Source organism: Dactylosporangium vinaceum, from assembly GCF_019904175.1.
In the GTDB taxonomy this organism is placed as follows: domain Bacteria; phylum Actinomycetota; class Actinomycetes; order Mycobacteriales; family Micromonosporaceae; genus Dactylosporangium; species Dactylosporangium vinaceum.
Map to the genome: position 1 here is coordinate 8,370,717 of NZ_CP061913.1, position 23,055 is coordinate 8,393,771.

4 protein-coding genes are annotated in these 23,055 nt (G+C 74.0%); all 4 read right to left on the reverse strand.

All coding sequences use genetic code 11. From position 1 onward, the window contains the following. Positions 1-8: 8 nt before the first annotated feature. Genes Dvina_RS37625 through Dvina_RS37640 form a run of 4 tightly spaced genes read right to left on the reverse strand, consistent with a single transcriptional unit; the run spans position 9 to position 23,041 of the window. Positions 9-1,229 (reverse strand): hydroxymethylglutaryl-CoA synthase family protein, encoded by a 1,221-nt coding sequence (locus tag Dvina_RS37625; protein WP_223094312.1) that lies wholly within the window; start codon positions 1,227-1,229, stop codon positions 9-11. Further along, positions 1,213-1,494 (reverse strand): acyl carrier protein, encoded by a 282-nt coding sequence (locus Dvina_RS37630; RefSeq protein WP_223094314.1) that lies wholly within the window; start codon positions 1,492-1,494, stop codon positions 1,213-1,215. Before Dvina_RS37630 ends, Dvina_RS37625 begins: the two co-directional genes overlap by 17 nt. After that, positions 1,491-2,414, reverse strand: coding sequence for an LnmK family bifunctional acyltransferase/decarboxylase (locus Dvina_RS37635; RefSeq protein WP_223094316.1), 924 nt, complete (start codon positions 2,412-2,414; stop codon positions 1,491-1,493). Before Dvina_RS37635 ends, Dvina_RS37630 begins: the two co-directional genes overlap by 4 nt. Beyond that, complete coding sequence (locus Dvina_RS37640; RefSeq protein WP_223094318.1) at positions 2,411-23,041, reverse strand: SDR family NAD(P)-dependent oxidoreductase; 20,631 nt, start codon at positions 23,039-23,041, stop codon at positions 2,411-2,413. The genes Dvina_RS37635 and Dvina_RS37640 overlap by 4 nt, the downstream gene beginning before the upstream one ends. Between the last annotated feature and the right edge of the window lie 14 nt (positions 23,042-23,055).

A 23,055-nucleotide genomic window follows, 5' to 3' on the forward strand; every position in this document is an offset into this window, starting at 1 on the left:
CGCCTCTCTCATCGCCATTCGTAGGTCCGGTGGTAGTCCTTCGTCCCGGCGTGCACCAGCAACGGCCGGTCACCGCCGAGGAAGTCCGCGTAGGGCTCCAGGTCGACCGTGCGGTGCTCCTGGGGTGCCAGCGTCTGGAGCGCCTCAGGAAGCAGGGCCTCGTACTCGGCGAAGCTCAGCTCCCGCCGAAGCGCCAGCCGCTCGCGGATGCCCTGCGTGGCCACCGCCGCGCTGGAGGCGCTGTCCACCACGCCGCTGAAGAACTCCGACGAGCAGCCCGAGCCGTAGGAGTACAGGCCGACCCGGGCCCCGTCGCCGAGGTCGGCGTGGTCGAGCAGGCTCGCCAGGGCGAGGTACACCGACCCGGAGCAGAGGTTGCCGACCTGGGCCGGGTAGACAAGCGACGGCTGCACCCGGCGGGCGAAGTCCTCCTCGGCCCGGGCCGCCGGCAGGCCCGTCTCCCGCATCATCTTGCGGTGCGCGGCGCGCACCAGGCCGCTGAACGGCGTATGCATGACGAGGTGGTCGAACGTCGTCGCGAAGTCCGCGCCGTCGACCCGGGAGCGGTAGTCGGCGAAGCTGTTGGTGAGGCAGTCCAGGTAGGCGAACAGCGACCGGTCCACGTCGGCGATGTCGAAGTACGGCGACGGCCGGGCCGAGTCCATCGTCTCGTAGCTGTAGCAGCCGAACGCGCCGAGGTCCACGGCCAGCACCCGCGGGTCGTCGCTGAGCAGCACGGCCGCGGCGCCGTGCCCGGTCGCCGGCTCGGCGTAGCCGGCCCGGGCGTCGACGAGGGCCACGTCAGTCGCGATGACGAGCGCCTTCGCGCCCGGCGAGCCGCCCGCGGCGAGGTAGCCCGTGGCCAGCTGCAACGCCCCGGTGGCCGCGTAACAGGCCTGCTTGACCTCCAGCAGCCGGCAGTTGCGGCTCAGCCCGAGATAGTCGTGGACATAGGACGCCACCGACTTGCTGAGGTCCAGCCCGGACTCGGTCGAGGTGACGAGCACCTCGATCGCGGCGCGGTCGGCCGGGTCGAGGGCGTCGACGATCGGCTTCGCCGCGTTGACCGCGTTGGTCACCGGGTCCTCGAACGGCAGCCCGACCGAGCGGTTGTACATCATGAGGTTGGTCAGCCGGTCCGGCTCTAGTCCCCGGCCGGCGAACAGTGCCGGCACCGGGATCTGCGCCACCCCGGCGTACACGTTGAGTGCCTCAATGCCGTACCGCATGCCCTGCTCCTTCCTTCTCCTTGCTCAGCAGGAAGTCCACGAGCGCGTCGAGGTCGGGCAGCTCACTGAAGGCGGCCATCGGCTCCCGCACGCCCACCCGGTCGATGAGCGCAAGGATGATCTCCACGCGGTCCACCGAGTCGGCGCCGAGGTCCTTCGGGTGCCGGTCGCCGGTCATGGCGCTGCGCGGCACCCCGGGCAGGATCTCAGCGACGGTGTTGCGGACCAGCTCGGCCATCCGGGCGCGGGCATCGGCGGTGCTCATGTGGCGTCTCCTATCAGGACGGTGAGGGTGCAGACGGCCAGGACGCGTCCGGTCCCGCGGTCGCGCAGCACGACGTTGAACAGTTCCCGGCTCTCGTCGCCGGCGGCCCGCCAGCGCCGCACCGACGCCGTGACCACGCAGCCGGCGTCTGCGTTGCCGAGGTAGCACAGCTGCTGGTCGACAACGATCCGGTCGAGGAACGAGCGCTCCGAGCGGCCCAGGCCACGCCACAGCCGCAGCAGCGCCCAGTCGACAATGGAGAAGTACGACGCGAAGTAGAGCAGGCCGACGCCGTTGAGGTCGCGGGCGGCGTCCAGCTCGTAGTCGACGTGCAGCTCGGCGCCGTCCGGGACATGCCCCCGGTCCTCGTCCACGAAGGACAGTGCGGTCCGGGCCCGGTGACAGGCCACCCGCGGGTTGTACCGCTCGGGCAGCGACGGCAGATGGCGGTGCCGGAAGTCCACCGGGGAGGAGCGGACAAGCCCTTCGTTCGAGCCGGCGGTGCCCCGGGTCACCCAGCGGTTGAAGTTCTCCACGTAGAGGCCGTCCCCGTCCCCGGCGTAGAACTCGTCGAGGTCCAGCGGGACGTCGGCGCCGCGCTCCGGGGTGATGCGGTGCAGGGCGAGCACCGACTCGCTGCCGAAGTCGAACAGGCCGGTGGTGATCCGCAGCCGGTCGCCGAAGGTGGGGCTGCGAAGGTGGAACCGGCGGCTGCCCCGGATGCGGTAGTAGTAGAACGACAGGTACGTCGGCCGGCCGGCGGCGTTGTGCGCCCGCAGCACGTCGGTGCCGCACAGCCGGCCCACCGCGTCCCAGGTCCAGTCGCCGATCTGCCCGGCGAACAGCGAGTTGTGCCCGCACATGCCCGGCCAGATCAGCTCCGAACGGGTAAGCGTCGTGGCCTCCAGTGCGGCGGTCATCGCGAACTGCCCAGGGGTGCGTGTGCGGCCAGGAACGGCAGGACCACGTCGGCCACCTCGTCCGGATGGGTCAGGCACGGGAAGTGCCCGGCCCCGGCGAGCTCGACGTACTGCGCGGTCGGGATCGCGCCGTGCAGCAGATGCGCCGCCTTCGCCGGGATCACCGTGTCATGGCGGCCCTGCACGATCAGGGTCGGCACCTCGATGTCGGGCAGCCGCCCGAACAGCGTCGGCTGGGCCGCGAACACGTCGAGGAACCGCAGCCCGATCTCCGGGTCCATGCTCTCGCAGCGCAGCAGCAGCCGCTCCAGCCCGGCCCGTTCCCGGCCGATCCGCGCCGACGACGCGTGCGCCACGATCCGGTCGAAGTCCTCCGCCGCCACCACCGACAGCCGGTTGACCTCGCCGTTACGGTTGCCCACCTTGTATGAGCTGCCGACAAGCGTCAGCGAGGCACATCCGGAGGGGTACTGCAAGGCGTAGCTCTGCGCCACGAGCCCGCCGAACGACGACCCGAGCACATGCACCTGTTCGGTCACGCCCAGCTCGTCCAGGACCGAGCGGTACAGCCGGGCGAGCCCGTCGAGCGTCAGATCCTCGGCGGCCGCGGTGGCACCCACACCGGGGTGGTGCACGCTGATCAGCCGGAAGCGGTCGCTCAGCCCGGCGAACTGGTGCGCGAAGACACCGGCCCCGATGTTGAACGGGTGCATGAGCAGCAGGACCGGGCCGTCGCCGGCGGTCAGCACCTCGACCGGCCGGTCCGGGCGGCCCAGCAGCAGGCGCCGCACCCCGGGTGCGTGCTCCCGCAGCACCGTCACGTTGTCGTCGGCAGCCCGGTGCCCCTCGCGCATCGCCTGCTCGATGTCCTCGGGCAGTTCGGCTGCCGGGTGGTAGCGCAGCGGCGCCCCGGCGTGGCCTGGCCGGCCCTCGACCGGCAGCAGCTCCGGGATCGGCGACGGGTCGCTCCAGAGTGCGGCCAGCCGGCCGGCGATGTCCCTGGCCTCGGCGGCCGTCAGGCCGACCGGGACGGCCAGGCGCAGGTGCCGGCCCGACGGCGCGTCGGGGCCGAGGTCGCCCAGGTGCCGGGCCGCCCGCACGCCGGTGCCGCCGTAGATCCAGGCCAGGCAGGACTCGGCGGGCAGCGCCGAGCCGGCCAGCCGCTCGACCCGCTCGAGGTCGAGCAGGACGCAGTGTCCGGCCGCGGGGGCGACCACCGGCACGCCGGCGGCGTCCAGGCCGGTCCACAGCGCCCGGACCGCCTCCATCCGCTCGGTCACCTGGCGGGCCACGCCATCGCGGTCGTCCAGGGCCGCCGTCAGCATCTTGCGGGCGGCCAGGCCCACCTCGCGGCCCCGGATCGCCTCGTGCTCCCGCAGCCGGTCGGCGAGCGCCGGGATGCGGGTGGCGACGAGACCGCCGAAGGACACGCCGAAGTCCTTCGAGAGGCTGAAGGTCGCGGCGTCGGCGAGGCTGAGCAGCTCCCGCACCACGTCCCAGAGGTCCGCGCCGCGCCACTGCTCCTCGTGCCGGGCCACGAACGCCGCGTTCTCCAGCATCCGGGTCGCGTCCAGGACGATCGGCACGCCGTGCGTGGCGGCCATCTCCCGCACCGCCCGCAGGTTGGCCACCGAGATCGGGTAGCCGCCTGTCGCGTTGCCGCTCAGCTCGATGCCCACGAACGCGGTGCCGCCGTTGATCTCCGCCAGGCGGCCGCGCAGCAGCGGCAGGTCGACGTCGCCCTGGAACAGGCCGGTCGGCCGGGGCCGGCGGTCACCGACATTCGGGGTCCGCACGGCGGCGAAGCCCGCGTCGGCGAGGCTCAGCGACCAGCTCGGGAACAGGCCGTTGTGGATGACGGTGCCGCGGGGGCCGGCCCAGCTGCGGCACAGCAGCGCCTCGGCGGCCTTGCCCGAGGAGGTCAGGACGGCGTGCTCGAACGGCAGCCACGACGGGCCGGTCCAGCCGCTGCGGTGATCGGGCCGGCGGGCGGCGAGCTCGTCGAGGTGGGCGGCCCGTGCGGCCACCGCCGGGGTCGCAAGCTCCGCCCAGGAGTCGGTCAGCAGGTCGATCTCGACGTCGGCGTGGGCCATATTCAACGGGTTGTACCCGCAGCCGGCCAGGTCTCGGGCCGGGGCGTTCGCCGGGGCCTTCACAGGAGCCTTCGCCGGGACCTTTGCCGTTTCCCCTGCCTTGACGGCGGCCGGCGCTGGGCGCGGCACGGGGGTGCCGCCGTGCAGCATGCCGGGGACGTCGGCGTCGATGTCCGGGTTCGCGATCATGAGGATCACGTCGGTGACCGCCGTGCGTGGCCCCTGCGCCGGGCGGCACAGGTAGATCGCCGCGTTGCGCGGCCGGAACTTGTTCTTGAACTGGAAGTTGCCCTCGCCGAAGATGCCCGCCGACCGCAGCTCCGTCAGCCCCGCCTCCACGTCCGGGTCGGCGGTCGGCGAACTGCCGAGCCGGACACCGAAGCTGGCGCCGAAGCTGAACAGCGCGCTGCCCTCGTCACGGAGCTTCTCCAGAATCGCCACGATGGTGTACTCCAGCCCGCCCCGCGCCATCTCCTGCGGATAGAACTCGAGGTCCAGCAGGTAGCCCGGCTCGGACGGGATCTTGGTGATGATGACGACGTTGGCGAGGGTGCCGTTGACGCGGGTCAGGAAGACCCGGTGCCGGCCCGCCAGCCGGCCCTGCCCCAGCTCGTCGCGGACGATCCCGACGTATGGGTTGACCATCTGTTTGTGCGCGCCCCACCGGTCGACCATGTCGGCGATCTCGCGGTCGGTGCCCGCGTCGTCGCCCACGCGGTACTCGACCACCTCGCACCGCCCGGAGCGGCCGAACCGCCGCACGAGGTTGCGCAGGCGGCTCATCCCGGCGGCGTCGAGGGTGAACGCGGCCAGGTCCTCGAGGCGCTGGACCGCGCCGAACGGTGTGGCGGTCAGCGGCACCCCGGCCACCTCGCCCAGGGGCAGCAGCGACAGGAAGTTGGGCCGCAGGCCGTGGCGGGTGGCGTAGGCGATCCACTCCTCCACCAGCGGTGCGAAGTCCTCCTCGGAGCCGGCGTAGCTCCAGGCGAACAGGTGCTCGTCGCGGCGGGAGAAGTTGAAGTACGACCGGCGGGCCGAGCCGACGAAGGCCAGGGGGGCGATGTCGCGACCGGCGAGACCGCCTTCCTTGGCGTGGGCCAGGTCGATCTCGTCGAGCAGCGCCGACACCTGCGGGAGCTCGCCGAGCAGCCGCTTGCGGATGATCAGCGGACCGTCCCCGGGCGGCGCCGCCACCGGGACCAGGCTCACGGGCCCGCCCGTGCTGTCGGGGGCTTCGTCGAGGCTCGCGCGCAGCAGCCCGGCACTGCGGTCGGGTCCGTACTCGCCGGTCAGATGATCGGTCAGGGCGTCGACGGTGGGCCGGTCGAACAGCAGCGTCTTGCGCACGGCACCGAAGCGGCGCTCCAGCGCGCTGACGATCCGCAGCATGTCGAACGAGGTGAGCCCGTTGTCGGTGAAGCTCCGGGTCTCGTCGATCGGCCGGGCGAGCACCCGCTCGACGAGCTTGACGACAAGCGCCCGGACGCCCTCGACCGGGGCCACGCTCACGACGGCGGGCGGCTCGACGCTCTCCGCGGCGTCCCGGCCGGTGCTGCCGCCCACGGTGACGTGGCCGGCCAGCAGGTTCACGGTGTCGTACTCGTACAGCTCGGCCGCCTGCAGCTCCAGCGAGAACGCGGTGTTGAGCCGCCGGGCGAGATCCATCCGGAAGATGGAGTCCAGGCCCAGGTCGGCGAACGGCCGGTCGGCGGCAACCTCCTCCGGCAGCAGGCCCAGGATGTCGGCGACCTGGTCGCGGATGACCGCGTACGCGCCGGTCCGGGCCGGTGCCGGTACCGGATCCGATGGCGGCGGCAGCTCACGGACGGCGGCCGGCGGGGCGGTGCGGCGCTGGGCGGAGACCGGTGCCAGGCTCACCCGACTGCCCCGTCGAACAGCGACGGCTGCGGGCCGGCCCGGTTCGGGCGCTTGCGGCATGGCTTCCTCCCTTGAGGTTTGATCAACTCGGTCGTCGAACCAGAACGTGCGGCGCTGCAACGGCGGGCCCGGCAGCGGCGTGCGCCCCGGCACGGCGCCCGGCCACAGCTCGCCGAACTCCACCGCGGCACCGGCCACCCACCGGGTGGCGACGGCCTCCAGCGACCCGCCCGGTGCGGAGGCGGCATCGGCCGGACCACCGACGCGGGCCGATGCACCCGCCGGCGCCACGCCCCGGTGAACCTCGGCCGGTGTCTCGCCGGCGGCGAAGGCGCGCAGGACACCGGCGGCGTGCTCCTCGTCGCGGGCGACGAAGGCCAGCCGATGCGGGTAGGCCGCCCGGCCGACCTGCAACGTGTACGCGACCCGGTCCAGACCCGCGCCGAGCGCATCGGCCAGGCTCCCGGCGTACTCGCGCAGCCCCGTCTCGCCCCGCGCGGACAGCACGAGCAGCCGCGGCCCGCCGGGGGCCCCGGACACCGCCGCCGGTGCCGGTGCCGACTCCAGCACGATGTGGGCGTTGCTGCCGCCGAACCCGAACGAGCTCACGCCCGCCCGGAGCACCGCCTGACCGTCCGGGCCGGCCACACCGTCCCAGGGCCGGAGCCGGTCGTTGACGAAGAACGGCGTGCCGTCCAGCCGCAGGTACGGGTTCGGCTCGGCGAAGTGGATGCTCGGCGGCAGGCTCCGGTGCCGCATGGCGAGCAGCATCTTCAGCACCCCGGCGATCCCGGACGCCGCTTCCAGGTGCCCGATGTTGGTCTTGACCGAGCCGATGGCCACGTGCGCCGCCGCCGGTGCCGGGTGCCCGCGGTCGCCGTACAGCTCCGCGAACGCCTTCTTCAATCCCTCGACCTCGACCGGGTCGCCCAGGCGGGTGCCCGTGCCGTGGGCCTCGATCGCCGTCACGGTCGCCGGGTCGATGCCCGCCGACCGGTATGCCCGCGCCACCACCCGGGCCTGCGCCTCGGGGTTCGGCGCCGTCAGCGAGGCCGAGCGGCCGCCGTGGTTGACCGCGGTGCCGCGGATGACCGCATAGACATGGTCGCCGTCGGCCTCGGCGGCGGCCAGCGGCTTCAACAGGATCACACCGACGCCCTCGCCGCGGACGTATCCGTCGGCGTCCTTGTCGAAGGTCTTGCAGGCGCCGTCCGGGCTCAGCATCCCCGACTGCGCGAACGCCGTGAACAGCCCGGGGCTCAGCAGCGCGTTGACGCCGCCGGCCAGGGCGAGGGTGCAGTCACCGGCCGCGATCGACTGGACCGCGCGGTGAATCGCCACCAGTGAGCTGGAGCAGGCGGTGTCGACGGCCTCGCTGGGACCGTGCAGGTCCAGCACGTGCGACACCCGGTTGGCCAGGATCGAGTGGGCGATCCCGCTGGCCGTGTGCGCCTGCACCGCGACACCGTGCGCACGCAGCAGGTCGGCGTAGTCGGTGGTCGACACGCCCACGAACAGCCCGGTGTCGGTGCCGGCGAGACTCTCCGGCCGGTACCCCGCGTCCTCGACGGACTGCCAGGCCGCCTGCAGGAACAGCCGCTGCTGCGGGTCCATCAGCGCCGCCTCGGCGGGCGAGATGCGGAACAGGCCGGCGTCGAACCCGGCCACGTCCGCGATGAAGCCGGCCCGCACCTCGCGGGTGTCGGCGTGCGCGTGCAGCTCCAGCCGGTCCGCCGGCGCCGCCCCGATGAGGTCCGCACCGGCGGCGAGCCCGGCCCAGAACGCCCCCAGATCCGCCGCGCCGGGCAGCACGCCCGCCATCCCGATGACCGCCACGTCACCTCGCGCCGAGCCGGCCGCCACGACCCGCGCGCCCGGTGCAGTCTCGCTCGGCGCGACCGGCGTGCTCGTCACGGCAGCCGGTGCGGTCGATGCGGTCGGCGTGCTGGGCGTCGAGGGTGCGACAGGCGGCAGCGTCGCGGCGATCTCGGCCGGGTGCTCCCGGACCAGATACTGCGCGAACAGCGCCAGGTTCGCGCACTCGAACAGCACCGTCGGCAGCAGGTCGAGGCGGTACACGTCGTTCACCCGCGTGATCAGCTCGGTCAGCGAGATCGAGTCGAACCCGGTCTCCAGCAGGTCGTCGCGCAGGTCCACCTCGGACACGTCGACCAGCAGGAACGCCGACGCCAGCCCACGCAGCCGCTCCTCGACCCCGGCCCGGAGCCGCTCGGGGTCCGCCGCATCGGCCAGATCCGGCTGCGGTACCGCACGTGCCTGCGACTCCGGCGGCACCGCGGCGGGCAGGCACTGCGCCACCAGGAACGAGGTCTGTGACCCGGCCAGCCCGCGGCGGAACGCGTCGAGCCCCGCCGCCGTGCTCATCGGCACCATCGACCACCGCTGGGCGAACAGCTTCCGCGTCGCCTCGTCGACCCGCATCCCGCCGTCGGCCCACAGCGGCCAGCCGATGGCGACCGTCCGGCCCCGGCGTTCCCCGCGTGCCCGGCGCGACTCCCGCTCGTCGGCGAACGCGTTGAGGAACGCGTTCGCGGCGGCGTAGTCGGCCTGCCCCGGGTTGCCGGTCTCGGCGACGACCGACGAGAACAGCACGAAGAAGTCAAGCGGCGCCCCGGCCGTCGCCGCGTCCAGCAGCACCGTGCCGGTGACCTTCGGCGCCAGGACCTCGGCCACCTGCTCCGCTGTCTTGCGCACGGCGAGCGCGTCGCGGGTGACCCCGGCGGCGTGCACGATCCCGTGCAGCGCGCCGATCTCGGCGACCAGGCCGCGCACGGCCGCCTCGTCGGCGATGTCCGCCCGCCGGTACTCCACCGCCGCACCCAGCTGCGCGATGCTGTCCGCCACGGCCCGGCTCGGCCGGGAGCGTCCCACCAGGACGATACGGCCCGCGCCGGCCTCGGCGAGCAGCCGCGCGATGTGCCGGCCGAGCGCTCCCGCACCACCGGTGACGAGGTAGGTCCCGTCCGGCCGGACCGGCGGGGCGGCCGCCGCGACAGGCGTGAACTCCTCGAGCCGTTTGGTCGAGCGAACCCCGTCGCCGATGCGCACCTCCACCGCGCCGGTGGCCGCCGAGGCCAGCTCCTCGAACAGCCGCGCCGCCCGGAAGCCGGCGGAGGCGCCGGTCTCGAACTGGACCCGCGCACCGCCGACCCCGGAGTGCTCCAGGGCGAGGGTCCGGATGGCCGCGGCCACCATGACGTCCCGCGGCGCGCTCCCGGTGTGCGCGTAGACGACCCGCAGCGGCGACGGTGAGCGTCCCCGCAGTACCCCGGCAACGAGCTCGAGCAGCGACAGCAGGCTCGAGCCGGGGTCCGCCGGCGAGCCGGTGTGCACTATCGCATCGGGCAGCAGCCCACGCCCCGCCAGGCTCTCCACCGTCCGCGACACATCGGCACCCGGCGCCGCCACCTCGACGTGCGTGCCCGCCGCCTCGGCGATTCGTCGCAGCTCCTGCGCCAGCGGGTGGTCCTCGGTCGACACCAGCAACACCCGCGGCCGCCACGAGCTGCCCGCGGCGGGACTCAGGTCCCACGCGGGGCGCTGGTACCGCATGACCGTCTCCTGCACCGTCGAGAGCCAGTGCCGGCTGCGGGCGAAGGGGTAGGTCGGGAAGCCGATCCGCCGCGGCGCCGGTGCCGGCCAGCGAGCCGCCCAGTCCACCGTGGCACCGCGGACCCAGGCGGCGACCGGGTCGTTCGCGGCTGCGCCGTCCGGAACCTCAGCACTGGGAGCTTCATCGCCCGCGGCGTACGCGGACAGCTTCGCGGCCAGGTCCATGGGGCTGTGGACCCGCACGGCGAGCCGTTCGGCCATCGCCCGCCGGCCGACCTGGCTCGTGTAGCACAGGTCCTCCAGCCGGATGTCCAGCGCCGCCGGTGTGCCCAGGAACTGCGCCACCCGAGCCGCGTACGTGCGCAACTGTCCAGGCGTACGCGCCGAGAGCACGAACACGTGCTCCTGCCCGATCACCCGCGGCTGCGCCACCGGCGCGCCCATGTACTCCTCGACCACGAGGTGGACGTTCGACCCGCCCGCCCCGAAGGAGCTCACCCCGGCCCGGCGTGGCACGTCCGCCGCGATCCGGGGCCAGTCCGTCAGCTCGCGCGGGAAGTACCACCGCTGCGGGTCGAGCCCGATCTTCGGGTTGACCGTCTCGAGGTGGGCACAGGGCGCGAGCCGGCCGTGGCGCAGCTGCAGCAGTACCTTCGTCAGCCCGGCGATTCCGGCCGCGCCTTCCAGGTGACCGATGTTCGCCTTCACCGACCCGATCGCCCGCCGGCTGCCGCCCGGCTCGTCGGTGTCGAAGGCGCGGCTCAGGCCGGCGGTCTCGATCGGGTCGCCGAGCTCGGTGCCGGTGCCGTGGGCCTCCACGTAGCCGATCGTGGCCGGGTCGACGCCGGCCCGCCGGACGGCCTTGGCGACGAGGTCGGCCTGAGCGCCCGGGTTGGGCACGGTGTAGCCGCCGGTCTTGCCGCCGGCGTTGGCCAGGCCGCCCTTGAGCACGCCCCAGATCTCGTCGCCGTCGGCGATCGCGGCGCGCAGCGGCTTGAGCAGGACCGCGCCGACGCCCTCGCCCGGCACGAAGCCGTCCGCGGCGGCGTCGAAGACCTTGCTGCGGCCGTCGGCCGAGAGCATGTTGAGCGAGCTGAGCGCGACGAAGTGGGCCGGGTGCAGGAGCACGTTGACCCCGCCGGCGATCGCCGTCCGGCACTCCCCCCGCCGGATGCTCTCGCAGGCCAGATGTACCGCGAGCAACGACGACGAGCAGGCCGAGTCCACGGCGAAACTGGGCCCGTGCAGGTCGAGGAAGTAGGACACGCGGTTGGCGATGGACCAGTACGCGGAGTGGGCGCCGCTCAGCTCGCCGCGGGCCCAGCCGGCCGCGGCCAGCTGGCCGTAGGAGCCGTACATGGTGCCGACGAAGACACCTGTCGACGGTTCCCGGGTGCTCTCGCCGAGACGGCCGGCCCGTTCGAGGAGCTCCCAGGCCGTCTCCAGGAACAGCCGCTCCTGCGGGTCGATGTTCTCCGCGTCGCGCGGGAGGATGCCGAAGAAGGCCGGGTCGAACTGGTCGACGCCGTCGATGAAGCCGCCCCACCGGCTGTAGGTCCGCTGCGCGGTGCCCTTGCGCGGGTCGAAGTGGGTGCGCCAGTCCCAGCGATCGGCCGGCACCTCGGTGACGCCGGTCCGCCCGTCGGCCAGCAGCCGCCAGAACGCCTCGACGTCCGGCGCCCCGGGATACCGCCCGGCGACACCGACAACGGCGATGTCCTCCTCCGCCACCTGCGTCTCGACCGGCGCGCTCGCCTGCTCCCGCGCCGGCGGTTCGGCCGGCGTTCGCACGGGCTCGTCGAGCCTCGGTGCCGCCGGGGCGGGCTCGGGGTGACCGAGGACGGCCGCGAGGCGATCGGCGTGGTGCTCGAGGAAGTAGGTCGCGAGGTCGGCGATCGTCATCTGCTCGAACAGGAGGGTGGCGGGCAGGGAGCCGAGGTCGCGCTCCAACCGGCCGACGATGTCGAGGCTGACGAGGGAGTCGACGCCGTAGTTCTCGAAGGTGACCCGGTCCTCCAGGCGACCCGCATCGAAGCGGAGCACCTCGGCGAAGACGTCCCGCACGTAGTCGCGCACCGCCGCCGGGGCAGGGGCCGCGGCGTCGGACGGGACTGTCGCGGCCGTCGCCACGAACAGGCACTGCTCCAGCCGGTCCGGGTCGGTGCCGGCAAACCCGAGGGTGCGCACGCCGACGAAGCCGGCCTCGGCCAGCGACCGCTGCCACTGACGGGGGCCGAGCAGCGGGGTGTGCCGCAGGCGGACCGCGGGGTCCTGGAAGCGCCACCAGCCCGGGGTGAGCCCGAAGGTCAGGGTGAGAAAGTGCGACGACCGGGTGACCTCGTTGACCAGCAGCAGCCCGCCGGGGGTCAGCAGCCGGCGCGCGTTGCCCAGGGTGGTGGCCATCCGGGCGGTGGCGTGCAGGACGTTCGTCGCCACGACGATGTCGTAGCCGTGCTCGGCGAAGCCCTGCGGGGCCGGGTCCTGCTCGATGTCGAGCCGTTGGAAGCGCACCGAGGGGTACCGCGGGCCGAAGGCGTCCTCGCCGCGGCGCAGGAACGCGGTGGAGACATCGGTGTAGCAGTAGTCGACCGGGGTGCCGTCGACGGCGGGCAGCACGAAGGCCGTGCTCGACCCGGTCCCGGCGCCGATCTCGAGGATCCGGGCCGGGCGCCCGAGCTCGCGGTGGAATCGCGCGGCCGCCGCGGCGACCTGCTCGGCGAGGAGCCGGTGGTAGTGGTCCGCCGACCGCTGTCCCCGGTAGACGCGCTCGACCAGGTCGGCCGAGCCGCCCGGGAACAGGACCTCGGTCGCCCCGCGGCTGCCGTTCAGCACGTCGGGAAGCGCCTCGACGCTGCGCGTCAGCAGCTCGACGTGCGGTGCCAGGTCGGGGTAACGGGCCAGCAGCGCGTCCGCGGTCACCGGGGCGTCCGGGCCCGTGCCGCTGTCGGTGAGCATCTCCGCGACGGCGTCGACGAGCCCTCGCCGCTCCGGCAGGGCGCGCAGGCGGGTGGCCAGCACCTCGCCCGACGTCGCCGTCGCGGGCCCGGCGCCGGCCTCCTCCAGCCGCCGGGTCACCAGGGCGACCGACAGCCGCTCCAGCTCGGCAAACGCGGCGCGGGCACGGGCGATCGGATCGGTCGTGCCGGCCTGCTCCGAGGGTGCCGGGGGCCGGACGCCCAGGCGGGCGAGTCCCTCGTCGTTCGCCTTGATCACCAGCGCCTTCGGCAGGCCGCCCGCGAGCAGGGCGGTGAGGGCGGCCATGCCCTCCGACGGGTCGATTGACCGCACGCCGAAGCCGGCCAGGCGCTGGGCGTGCCGCTCGTCGGCGACCACGCCCACGCTGCCCCAGTACCCCCAGTTGACCACCGACACCGGGAAGGCGCACCGGCGGCGCAGCTGCATGGCGTAGGCGTCCTCGAACGTGCTGGCCGCCGCGTAGTTCGCCTGGCCGGCCGCCGCGGTGAACGACACCGCGGAGGAGAAGAACGTCAGGAAGTCCAGCCGCTCGGTCCGCAGCGTCTCGCCGAACGTCACCGCGCCGGCGACCTTGGGTGCCAGAACGGCGTCGAGGTCGCTCTCGTCCATCCGCGCCAGGGTGCGGTCGCGCAGGACGAGGGCCGCGTGGAAGGCGCCGTGCAACGCCCCGAACCGCCGCCGGGCCTGCCGCACCGCCAGGCGCAGGGCCTGCGGGTCGCTCGTGTCGGCCGACAGGTACAGCCCCTGGCCACCGAGCTGCTCGATCTCGGCGAGCAGCGCGGCGGTCCGTTCGCCGGCGGCACTGCGGCCGATGATGACGAGCTTCGCACCGACCGTCCGGGCCAGGTGACGGCACAGCGCCTGCCCGATCCCGCCGGCACCGCCCACGATCAGGTAGGTGCCACCCGCCCGGAAGCCGGCTGGAGCGGATCGGCCCCGCACCGGTGTCACGTCGGCCGGGACCAGCGTGCGGACCAGCCGGCGGCCGGCACGCCAGGCGACCAGCCGCTCGGTGCAGCGCTCGTGGCGCAGTCGTTCGGCGATGACGGTCACCGCAGCGCTGTGCGACCCGATGTCGATGCAGCCGACGGTCCACTGCGGATACTCGGCGGCGATCGTCGCCGCCATGCCCTGCGTACCGGCTCCCGACGGGGTGACCGGGCCGCCGTCCACGTCGACCGCGCCGCTCAGGACGACCTTGAGCCGCAGCGGCCGGCGGGCGAACTCGTTGGCCAGCAGGGCCTTGACTGCCCGGAAGAGGGCCTTCTCCGATCCGGCCGCGCGCCGGCCGGCGAGGAAGTACACCTCGTCCGGGGCGGTTGCCAGCGCGAGGGGTGCGTCCTGCCATGCCACAGTGCTCGCCGCGGCTCCCCCGGCTCGATGGGCGGCGGCGATCGCCTCGGCCAGATCGGGCTGCTCCGGGCCGTGGATGACAAGCGCCCGGCCGGCGGTGACCGGGTCCGTGGCGAGCGGTGCGGCGTCCGCCCAGGACGGGACGTACAGGCCGATCGGGGGCTCCGGTTCGCGGACGGGGCGCAGGGCGAGGCCGGTCAGCCGGACCAGGACGCGGCCGTCGAGGTCGGCCAGGCGAACGGTGTAGGCGGCGCCGTCGCGGATCACGTGGGCGTAGCCGTGGGCCGGGACCGGGCCGAAGACGTCAAGTGCGGCGAGCGCGAACGGGACCTGCGCCCGGCCTTCGTCAGCCGTGAGCACCATGATGACCTGCAGCGCCGCGTCGAGTGGCACGGGGTGCAGCGGCCGGGTGCCGAGCTCGCGGGCGCGGGCCGGGGGCACGGTGATCGTGCCCAGAGCCTCGTTCTCGCCGTAGCGGACCAGGTCCAGGGCCTGGAACGACGGGCCGTAGGCGATGCCGGCCGCGGCGAAGGCCGGGTAGATGTCGGTTCGGGTGCGGATGTTCGCGCACCGTGCGGCGATGGCGACGGGGTCCAGCAGCTCGGCCACCGGCGCGGCGTCGGCCGGCGCCACGCGTCCGCGGGTGCAGGCGGGGCCGCCCGGCTGGGCCGACAGCTCGAACGTGTCGCCGTTCATGACCACCGCCGGCTCGCGGCGCTGGGTGACCTCGAACGGTCGCAGCCACTGCACCGACGTCAGCCGCAGCGAGTCCGCGGGCCGGGCCGACGCGGCGGCCACCAGCTCGAACGACGCTACACCGGGCAGGAGCGGGGTGCCGCCGATGACGTGGTCGGCGACGATCCAGTCCACCGGCCCGATACCCGGCTCGACCGAGGCCGCCGGTTCCACCGATGCTGCGGGTTCCACCGGCACCGCGGGTGTCGCGGAGACGGCCGGGGTCGCGGGGCCGGCGTCGATCCAGTGGCGCTCGCGGGCGAAGGGGTAGGTCGGCAGGCTCGTGCGCCGGCCGCCGCTGTCGGCGTAGAGGGCGTGCCAGTCGATGTCCTCACCGCGGACGAATGCGGCAGCCGACTCGTGCAGCTCGCCGTCGCCGCGGGGTTGCGAACGTCCTGCGGCCTCGGACCGCAGCAGCGGTACCAAAGACGGGAGATCAGCCACGACGAACGCCGCGCGGGCGGGAAGGTGGGCGCGGCCCAGCGCGAGGGTGAACGCGGTGTCGGCCAGGGAGTCGTGGCGCTCGAGGCGGTCGGCGAGGATGGTCAGGGAGCGGACAAGCGCGGGGCGGTCCAGCGCCGAGACCGGGACGAGCCACGGGCCTTTGTGCGCGCCCGCCGGGCGGGTCGGCGCGGGGGGCTCGGCGACGATCAGGTGCGCGTTGGTGCCGCTGAAGCCGAAGCTGCTGACCGCGCCGACGAGCCGGCCCGAGCTCCCCGGCCGCCACGGCTCCGCGGCGGCGATCGGGCGCAGGCGACCCCGGGTGAAGTCGATCTCCGGGTTGGTGGTGGCGTAGTGCAGCGAGGGCGGCAGGGTCCGGTGACGCAGTGCCAGCAGGACCTTCAGCAGGCCCGCCACGCCCGCGGCCATCGTGGTGTGGCCGATGTTGCTCTTGACCGAACCGATGCCGCAGGAGTCGCCGTCGGTGCCGAGCACCATGTCCAGGGCCCGGACCTCGATCGGGTCACCGAGCGGTGTTCCGGTGCCGTGGGCCTCCACGTAGGACAGCTCGGCGGGGCCGACGCCCGCCCGCTGCTGCACCCGGCGGATCAGGTCCGCCTGGCTGAGCGCGCTGGGGGCGGTGATGCCGTTGGTGCGGCCGTCCCCGTTGACGCCGCTGCCGAGGATCACGCCGTGCACCCGGTCGCCGTCGGCAAGGGCGCGGTCGAGACGCTTGAGCAGGACGGCGCCGCTGCCCTCGCCCAGCACGATGCCGTCGGCCGAGGCGTCGAACGGGGCCGAACGACCGGTGGGCGACAGCATCCCGGTCTTGCTGGTCAGCACGTGCATCCGCGGCGTCAGCATCAGCGCCACGCCACCCGCCAGGGCCGCGTCGCACTCACCGGAGCGGATGCTCTCGCACGCCAGGTGTACCGCGACGAGCGACGACGAGCAGGCCGTGTCGACGGCCATCGTGGGGCCGGTCAGGTCGAGCAGGTAGGCGATCCGGGCGGCCAGCACGGAGCTCGAGTTGCCGAGGAAGGCGTGCGCGGTCTCGCTCTGCTGCTCGGGGCGCAGCAGGTCGAGGTAGTCGCCGGCGGCGCAGCCGACGAAGACGCCCCAGCGGCGCTTGGCTCCACCGGTCAGCGCGTAGCCGGCGTCCTCGACACAGGACCAGGCGGTCTGCAGGAACAGCCGCTGCTGCGGGTCCATCGCCGCCGCTTCGAGGGGCGAGATGCGGAAGAACTGCGGATCGAAGAGGTCGACGTCGTCGAGCAGGGCGGCCCACTTGCTGTACGTGCGGCCGGGGGTGCGACGGTCCGGGTCGAAGTAGGTGGCCACGTCCCAGCGGCCGGCCGGGACCTCGCGGACGCTGTCCCGGCCGGTGACCAGGTTGTGCCAGAAGCTGTCCAGGTCGGAGGCGTCCGGGAACCGGCCCGACATCCCGATCACGGCGATCGGCACGGCCCGGTCGTCCATCTCCGGCCCGGTGACGGGGCTCGGCGACGGCGCTACGGCCACGGTCGGCGCTTCGGCGACGGGCGGTGCCGGTGTCGGTGCCGTCGGCTGCAGGGCGACAGCAGGCGCCGGTGTCGGTGCCGTCGGCTGCAGGGTGACAGCGGGTGGTGGTGCGGCGGGCGGCGCTTCGCTGACCGGCCGGAGGCTGACCAGGCTGACCGGTGCCGCCTCCTGCGGGGCGGGCGGCACGGCCCGGGGTGCCGCCGCCGTCGCTGCCGCGCGCAGGTTGCGGTCGCGCTCCAGCAGTTCGCCGATGTGCGCCACCATCTGCGGGATGGTGGGGTGGTCGTAGACGGCGACCGAGTCGATGTCGAGGCCGAAGGCGCGGTTCACCTCGCGGACCAGCTCGACGGCGCCGAGCGAGTCCAGGCCCATCTCGTTGAAGTTGAGCTTCGGGTCGATCTCCGACTTCTCGAGGTACAGGCTCGCGCACAGCACGTCCTGGACCACGGCGGCCACCGTCGCGGGGTCAGGCCCGGCCGGCGGCGCCTCGGCCGCGGGCTGCGGCACCTGGGCCGGGACCGGAGCCGGAGCGGGAGCAGGAGCCGGCGTCGTGCGGGGGGCGAGCGTCGCGACAGGGGCCGGCGCCGGCTCAGCCCGGAACCCGTTCACCTTCGCGAAGTGCTCCTGGATGCGTGACACCGAGTCGGCGCCGAAGACCTGGTCGTGCATGGCCGACTCGCGGACGATGACCGGCCGCAGCCGTTCGAGGGCCCGGTCGGCGAGGTCCCGCTTGAGCACCCGGACGGCGTGCGGGGCCTTCTCCGCGGCGGAGCGCGCCAGCCCGAGCGCGACGGCGAGGACGTCGGCCTGGGCGGCGAACGACACGTTCGCGCCGCGGCGCTCCAGCTCCGCACCCTCCAGCGGACGGCCGGTGAAGAACATCTCCGCCGCGACGACCGGGCCGAGGCGCTGCTCGAGAATGTAGGTGGCGCCCATCCCCGGCGTGAACCCGTACTTCATGAAGTTCGCGCTGTACACGCCTTCACGCGCCATGACGACCATGTCGGCATACAGCCCGAACGCCAGCCCGCCGCCGGAGGCGTGCCCGCGCACGGCGGCGATGACCGGCCTGTCGCAGCGCAGCATGCCCTCGTAGACGAACGGCGCGTCGGTGAACCGGCTGCCCCCACCGGCCAGGGTCTCCAGCGCGTCGGCGGTGGCGCCCATGCTGAAGACGGTCTCGGTGCCGGTGACGACGACGGCCTTGATCGCGTCGTCGGCGGCGATCCGGGCGAACGCGGACTCGAGGCCTTCCATCATGGCGGCGGTGAACATGTTCCGGCCGCCGTCGTCACGCATCGTCAGCAGCGCGATCCCCGGCTCGAGGACGCGCATCTCGACGCCCTCCCCGCCGCCGGCCCCCAGCTCCGGCGGGACCGCCGGCGCGATGGGCGGCGCCACGATCCGCACGTCCTCCTCGGGCCCCGCGATGATCCGCACCGGGTCGTCGGTCCGCCGACGCCGGCCCAGCCAGCAGACCTCCCGCTGGAACGGATACGTCGGCAGCGGCCGGCGGCGTGCCTGGCCGGTGGGCCAGCGGACCTCGCCACCGGCCACCCAGTGTGCGGCGACCTCGGCCAGCCGTCCCTCGCGCAGGGCCGCACCGCTGTCGGCGAGCCCGGCCTTCCCGCCCGCGGCGGAGGTCCAGAGGGCGTCGCTCGGTCCGGAGCGCAGGAACGTCGACAGGGTGTCGCGCAGCGCGGCGACGTCGGCCGCGACGATGGCGAGGCGGTTGCTCATCGGCGTGCGCCCGACCTGCAGCGAATAGGTGAGATCCGCCAGCAGCCAGGGGTCGTCCGCCGAGCCGCCGGCGGCGAGCTCGGCGATCGTGGTGTCCAGGGTGGCCGGGCCGCTCCCGGCGCGGCCGAGGCCGAGCCCGTCGAGGTGCCGGTTCAGCTCCTGCAGCCCCGCCGCGTCCAGCCCGAGGTCGCCGAGCGGTTCGCGGTGGTCCACCGCCTCAACCGGTACCGCCAGCATCTGCGCGACAGCGACGGCCACCCGCTCCTCGGCACCGGCCGAAGGCCGCCGGTCGGCCAGGAAGTCCACGTACTGCTGGGCATGCTCCCGCAGTGCGGCGTCGCTGCGGGCGGAGAGGACGAACAGGCACGCGCCGTCGGGACGCCCGGTGCGAACGGCCGCCTCGGGTGCCTCCTCGACGAGCAGGTGCGCGTTCGCGCCACCGGCGCCGAACGCGCTGATGCCGGCCCGCCGCGGGGTGCCGCCGGCGGCCTTCGGCCAGGCCGACCGCGTCTGCTGCACCCGAAACGGCGTGCCGGTGAAGTCAATCTTGGGGTTGGTGGTCGAGGAGTGCAGGGAGGGTACGAGCTCGGCGTGGCGCAGCTGCAGCAGCACCTTCGTCAGCCCGGCGATGCCCGCGGCGCTCTCGAGGTGGCCGATGTTGGACTTCACCGAGCCGATCGGGCACGAGCCGCTCGGCAGCCCCGCGCCGGCGAACGCCTGCCGCAGCCCCTCGACCTCGATGGGGTCGCCGAGGGAGGTGCCGGTGCCGTGCGCCTCGATGTACCCGATCGTGGCCGGGTCCCAGCCGGCCTGCGCCACCGCGGCCCGGACGAGTCCACCCTGGACCGACGGGCTCGGCACGGTGAAGCCACTCGTGCGGCCGGTGTGGTTGAGCGCCGTCGCGCGGATGACGCCGTAGATGTGATCGCCGTCGGCGAGCGCCCGGTCGAGCGCCTTGAGCACCACGGCACCCACGCCTTCGCCCGGGACGTACCCGTCGCCGTCGCTGCCGAAGCTGCGACACCGCCCGTCCGAGGACAGGAACTGCCCCTGCGCCAGCTGCAGGTACTTCTGCGGGTGGATTGTCACGTTCACCCCACCGGCGAGGGCAAGGTCCGACTCGCCCCGCCGGATGCTTTCCACCGCCAGGTGTACCGCAGTGAGCGACGACGAGCACGCCGTGTCCACCGCCATGCTCGGGCCGTGCAGGTCCAGACAGTAGGAGACCCGGTTGGCGATGGACGCGTGCATGGCCGGCGGGGCGACCCCACCGTCCTGCTCGGCCAGCAGCTGGTAGTGGTTCCACATCACGCCGACGTAGACACCGACGCTCTGGGCACTGCGCGAGCCCGACGCGTACCCCGCGTCCTCAAGCGCCCGCCAGGAGGCCATCAGGAACAGCCGCTCCTGCGGGTCCATCCGCCCGGCATCCTTGCGGGAGATCCCGAAGAACGAGAAGTCGAACCGGTCGACGCCGTCGAGGAACCCGCCCCATCGCCCGTACGTACGCCCGCCGGCGCTGCGGTCCGGATCGAAGTAGGCGGCATGGTCCCACCGCTCCGGCGGCACCTCGACGATGCTGTCGCGCCCGTCGGCCAGGTTGCGCCAGAACGCGTCAAGGTTCTCGGCCCCCGGGTACTGCCCCGCAAGCCCGATGATGGCGACCGCCGTCTCCCGATCGGGCACGACCACGGGGGAAGGCTCGGCGGCCTTCGCCACCAGGTGCGGCACCCGGTCCGGGTCGCCGTGCAGCACGGCCAGCACGCTCGGCCCGCCGGCAAGGGCCTGGGTCAACAGCTCCAACGCCACGCGCGTCGGCAGGGGCGTCATCCCGGTCCGGCCGGTGGAGCGCTCGACGGCTTCGGCGGACGGCCGCATGCCGCCGTCGCTCCACAGTGGCCAGGCCATCGCCAGTGTCCGGCCCGGGCGGTCGGCGCGGGCCGCGCGCTGCCGTGCGTAGGCCAGCTGGAACGCGTTGGCGTAGGCGTAATCGGCCTGTCCCGGATTCGGCAACACGGCCGACAGGGAGGAGAACAGCGCGAAGAAGTCCAGGGGGTCCCCGGCTGTGGCCCGGTCGAGATTGACGGTGCCGGCGAGCTTGGGCGCACAGGTCGCGAGCAGGTCACCGACCGGCTTGCGGAAGAACACACCGTCCCGGACGGCACCGGCGCAGTGCAGGACGCCGTCGATGCGCCCGAACGCCGCTCGGGCCGCCGCGGCCGCGGCATCGGCCTGCGCGGGATCGGTGATGTCGGCGCGGACATAGCGGACGTCCCCGCCGCGCGCACACCAGCCCGCCATCCGACGCTCCAGGTCCGCGGTCGCGGTGGAGCGCCCCACGAGCATGACCCGCGCGCCGTACCGCTCCACGAGATGCTCGGCCAGCAGCCCGGCGATGCCGCCCGCGCCGCCCGAGACGAGGTAGCTGCCCCCGGGCCGGAAGGACTCGGCAGCACCGGACGGCAGCGGCACGTCAGCCCAGCCCGGCGCCTGCCGGCGACCATCGCGGTACCGGACCCAGGACTCCTCGGCTTCGTCGGCCAGCTCGGCCGGCAGCACGTCGGCGAGCTCCAGCTCGGAGGCCTCCACGAGACGGACCCGCAGCGCCGGCACCTCGCCGGTGATCGTGGCGGCGAGTGCGGCGATGGCCTCCAGCTCCGGCGCGGCCGGCTCGGGGGCGACGACGGCGATCCGGGTGGGCCTCGTGAGCCGCCGCTCCACCAGGGCGCCGGCCAGCACCCACAGGGTCTCGGCGGCCGCGGTGGCGGGTCCGTTCCCGGGCCCGGCATCGACGATCTGGGCGTATGCGGTGATCTCCCGGCCGTCGGCGGCGAGCGCGTCGAGGAGCCGCCCGACCTGGCCGCGGTCCGTCGGGTCCAGCCGGAACCGGTCGGGGCCCAGCCGGTCGAAGCCCGCACCGACCATGACGGTGACGACGCTGCGCGCCCCGGCCCGGAGCCGCTCCACGAGCGCGGTGCCGCCGTTGATGACCAGCAGATCGCCGGGCTCGGTGCCGGCGGCGGTGATCGGCCGGTCGGCCCACAGTTGCCGCAGGCAGAACGCGGAACCGGAGTCAGCCGGCCGCGGCGTGGTCGGGGCCGGCTGGGGGTGGGCCGGCTGCGAGGCAGTGGGGATGTGGATGGTGTGGGCGCCGGCCAGGTGCCGGGCGAGGCTCGCCACATCGCCGTGCTCGAACAGCAGGGTGGGATACAGCGTGGCGCCCGCCAGCGTCTCCAGCTCCTCGCCCAGCTCGAGCAGCGCCACCGAGTCCAGGCCCAGGTCGTAGAAGCCGACGTCCACCGGCACATCACCGGCGGCGCGGCCGAGCCGCTCGCCGATGCGGGCTCGGAGGTGCCCCACCAGCGCGACCACCGGGTCCGCCGCCGGGACTGCCGGCTCCACAACGGGGTGCACCGGCTCCGCGGCCGGGGCGGGCTGTCGCGGGGCGGCGCCGAGGCGGGTGATCAGCTCCGGGTGGCGGATGCGTTTGCAGGACATCTCGCTGAACTCGGCCAGGAGGTGCCCGGCGCCGTCGTGCACCGAGTAGTCGTTGCGCAGCAGGTCGCCGGTCTTCGAGGGGCGCTCGGGGTGCGGGATGTAGGCGTACACCGTGCCACGCAGCCGGCCGGGCGCCCGGAAGTGTCCGATGTGGAACGGGATGAACGGCTCCTCGCCGACCTCCTCGTCCTGGCCGAACGCGGCCAGGGTGGAGGCGTCCATCTTGGCCGGGTGCAGGTGGAAGGCGTCCTCGTGGTCGGCCACCGCGGGGTCGAGGCGCAGCTCGGCCAGCAGGTACTCCGGCCCGCGGTACAGCCGGCCGAGGCACGTCATCGCGGCACCGTGACGGATGCCCTCGCGGCGGGTGCGGGCATACAGCAGGTCCATGTCGTCGACACGCACGGCGCCCGACTTGAGTGCGTCGATGTCGATGCGGGACACCGCCGTGCCCGGCTCGGCGAGCTCGGCGTGGCCGCCGAGACCGTCCAGCTCGGCGCGGCAGTTCTCCTGCCACGGGCCGTCCGGGGTGCCGTCGCACAGGGGGCGGCTGTCCACGCGGACCCGGGGTACCGGCTCGGACAGCACCACGGCGATCCGCAGCTCCCGGTCGTGGTCCTCGGTCGTGGTGACCGGGGCCGCGAAGCGGACGTCGCGCAGGGCGAGGCGCCGGTGGTCGAGCCCCTGGGCCGTCAGCACCCGGTAGACGATGTCCAGGAACGTGACCCCGGGCAGCACGGACACGCCGTGCACCCGGTGGTTGGCCATGATGAAATCCGAGTGGGTCAGCTGGATCCGACACTCGATGTCCTGCTCAGACATGCCGCTGTCTCCTT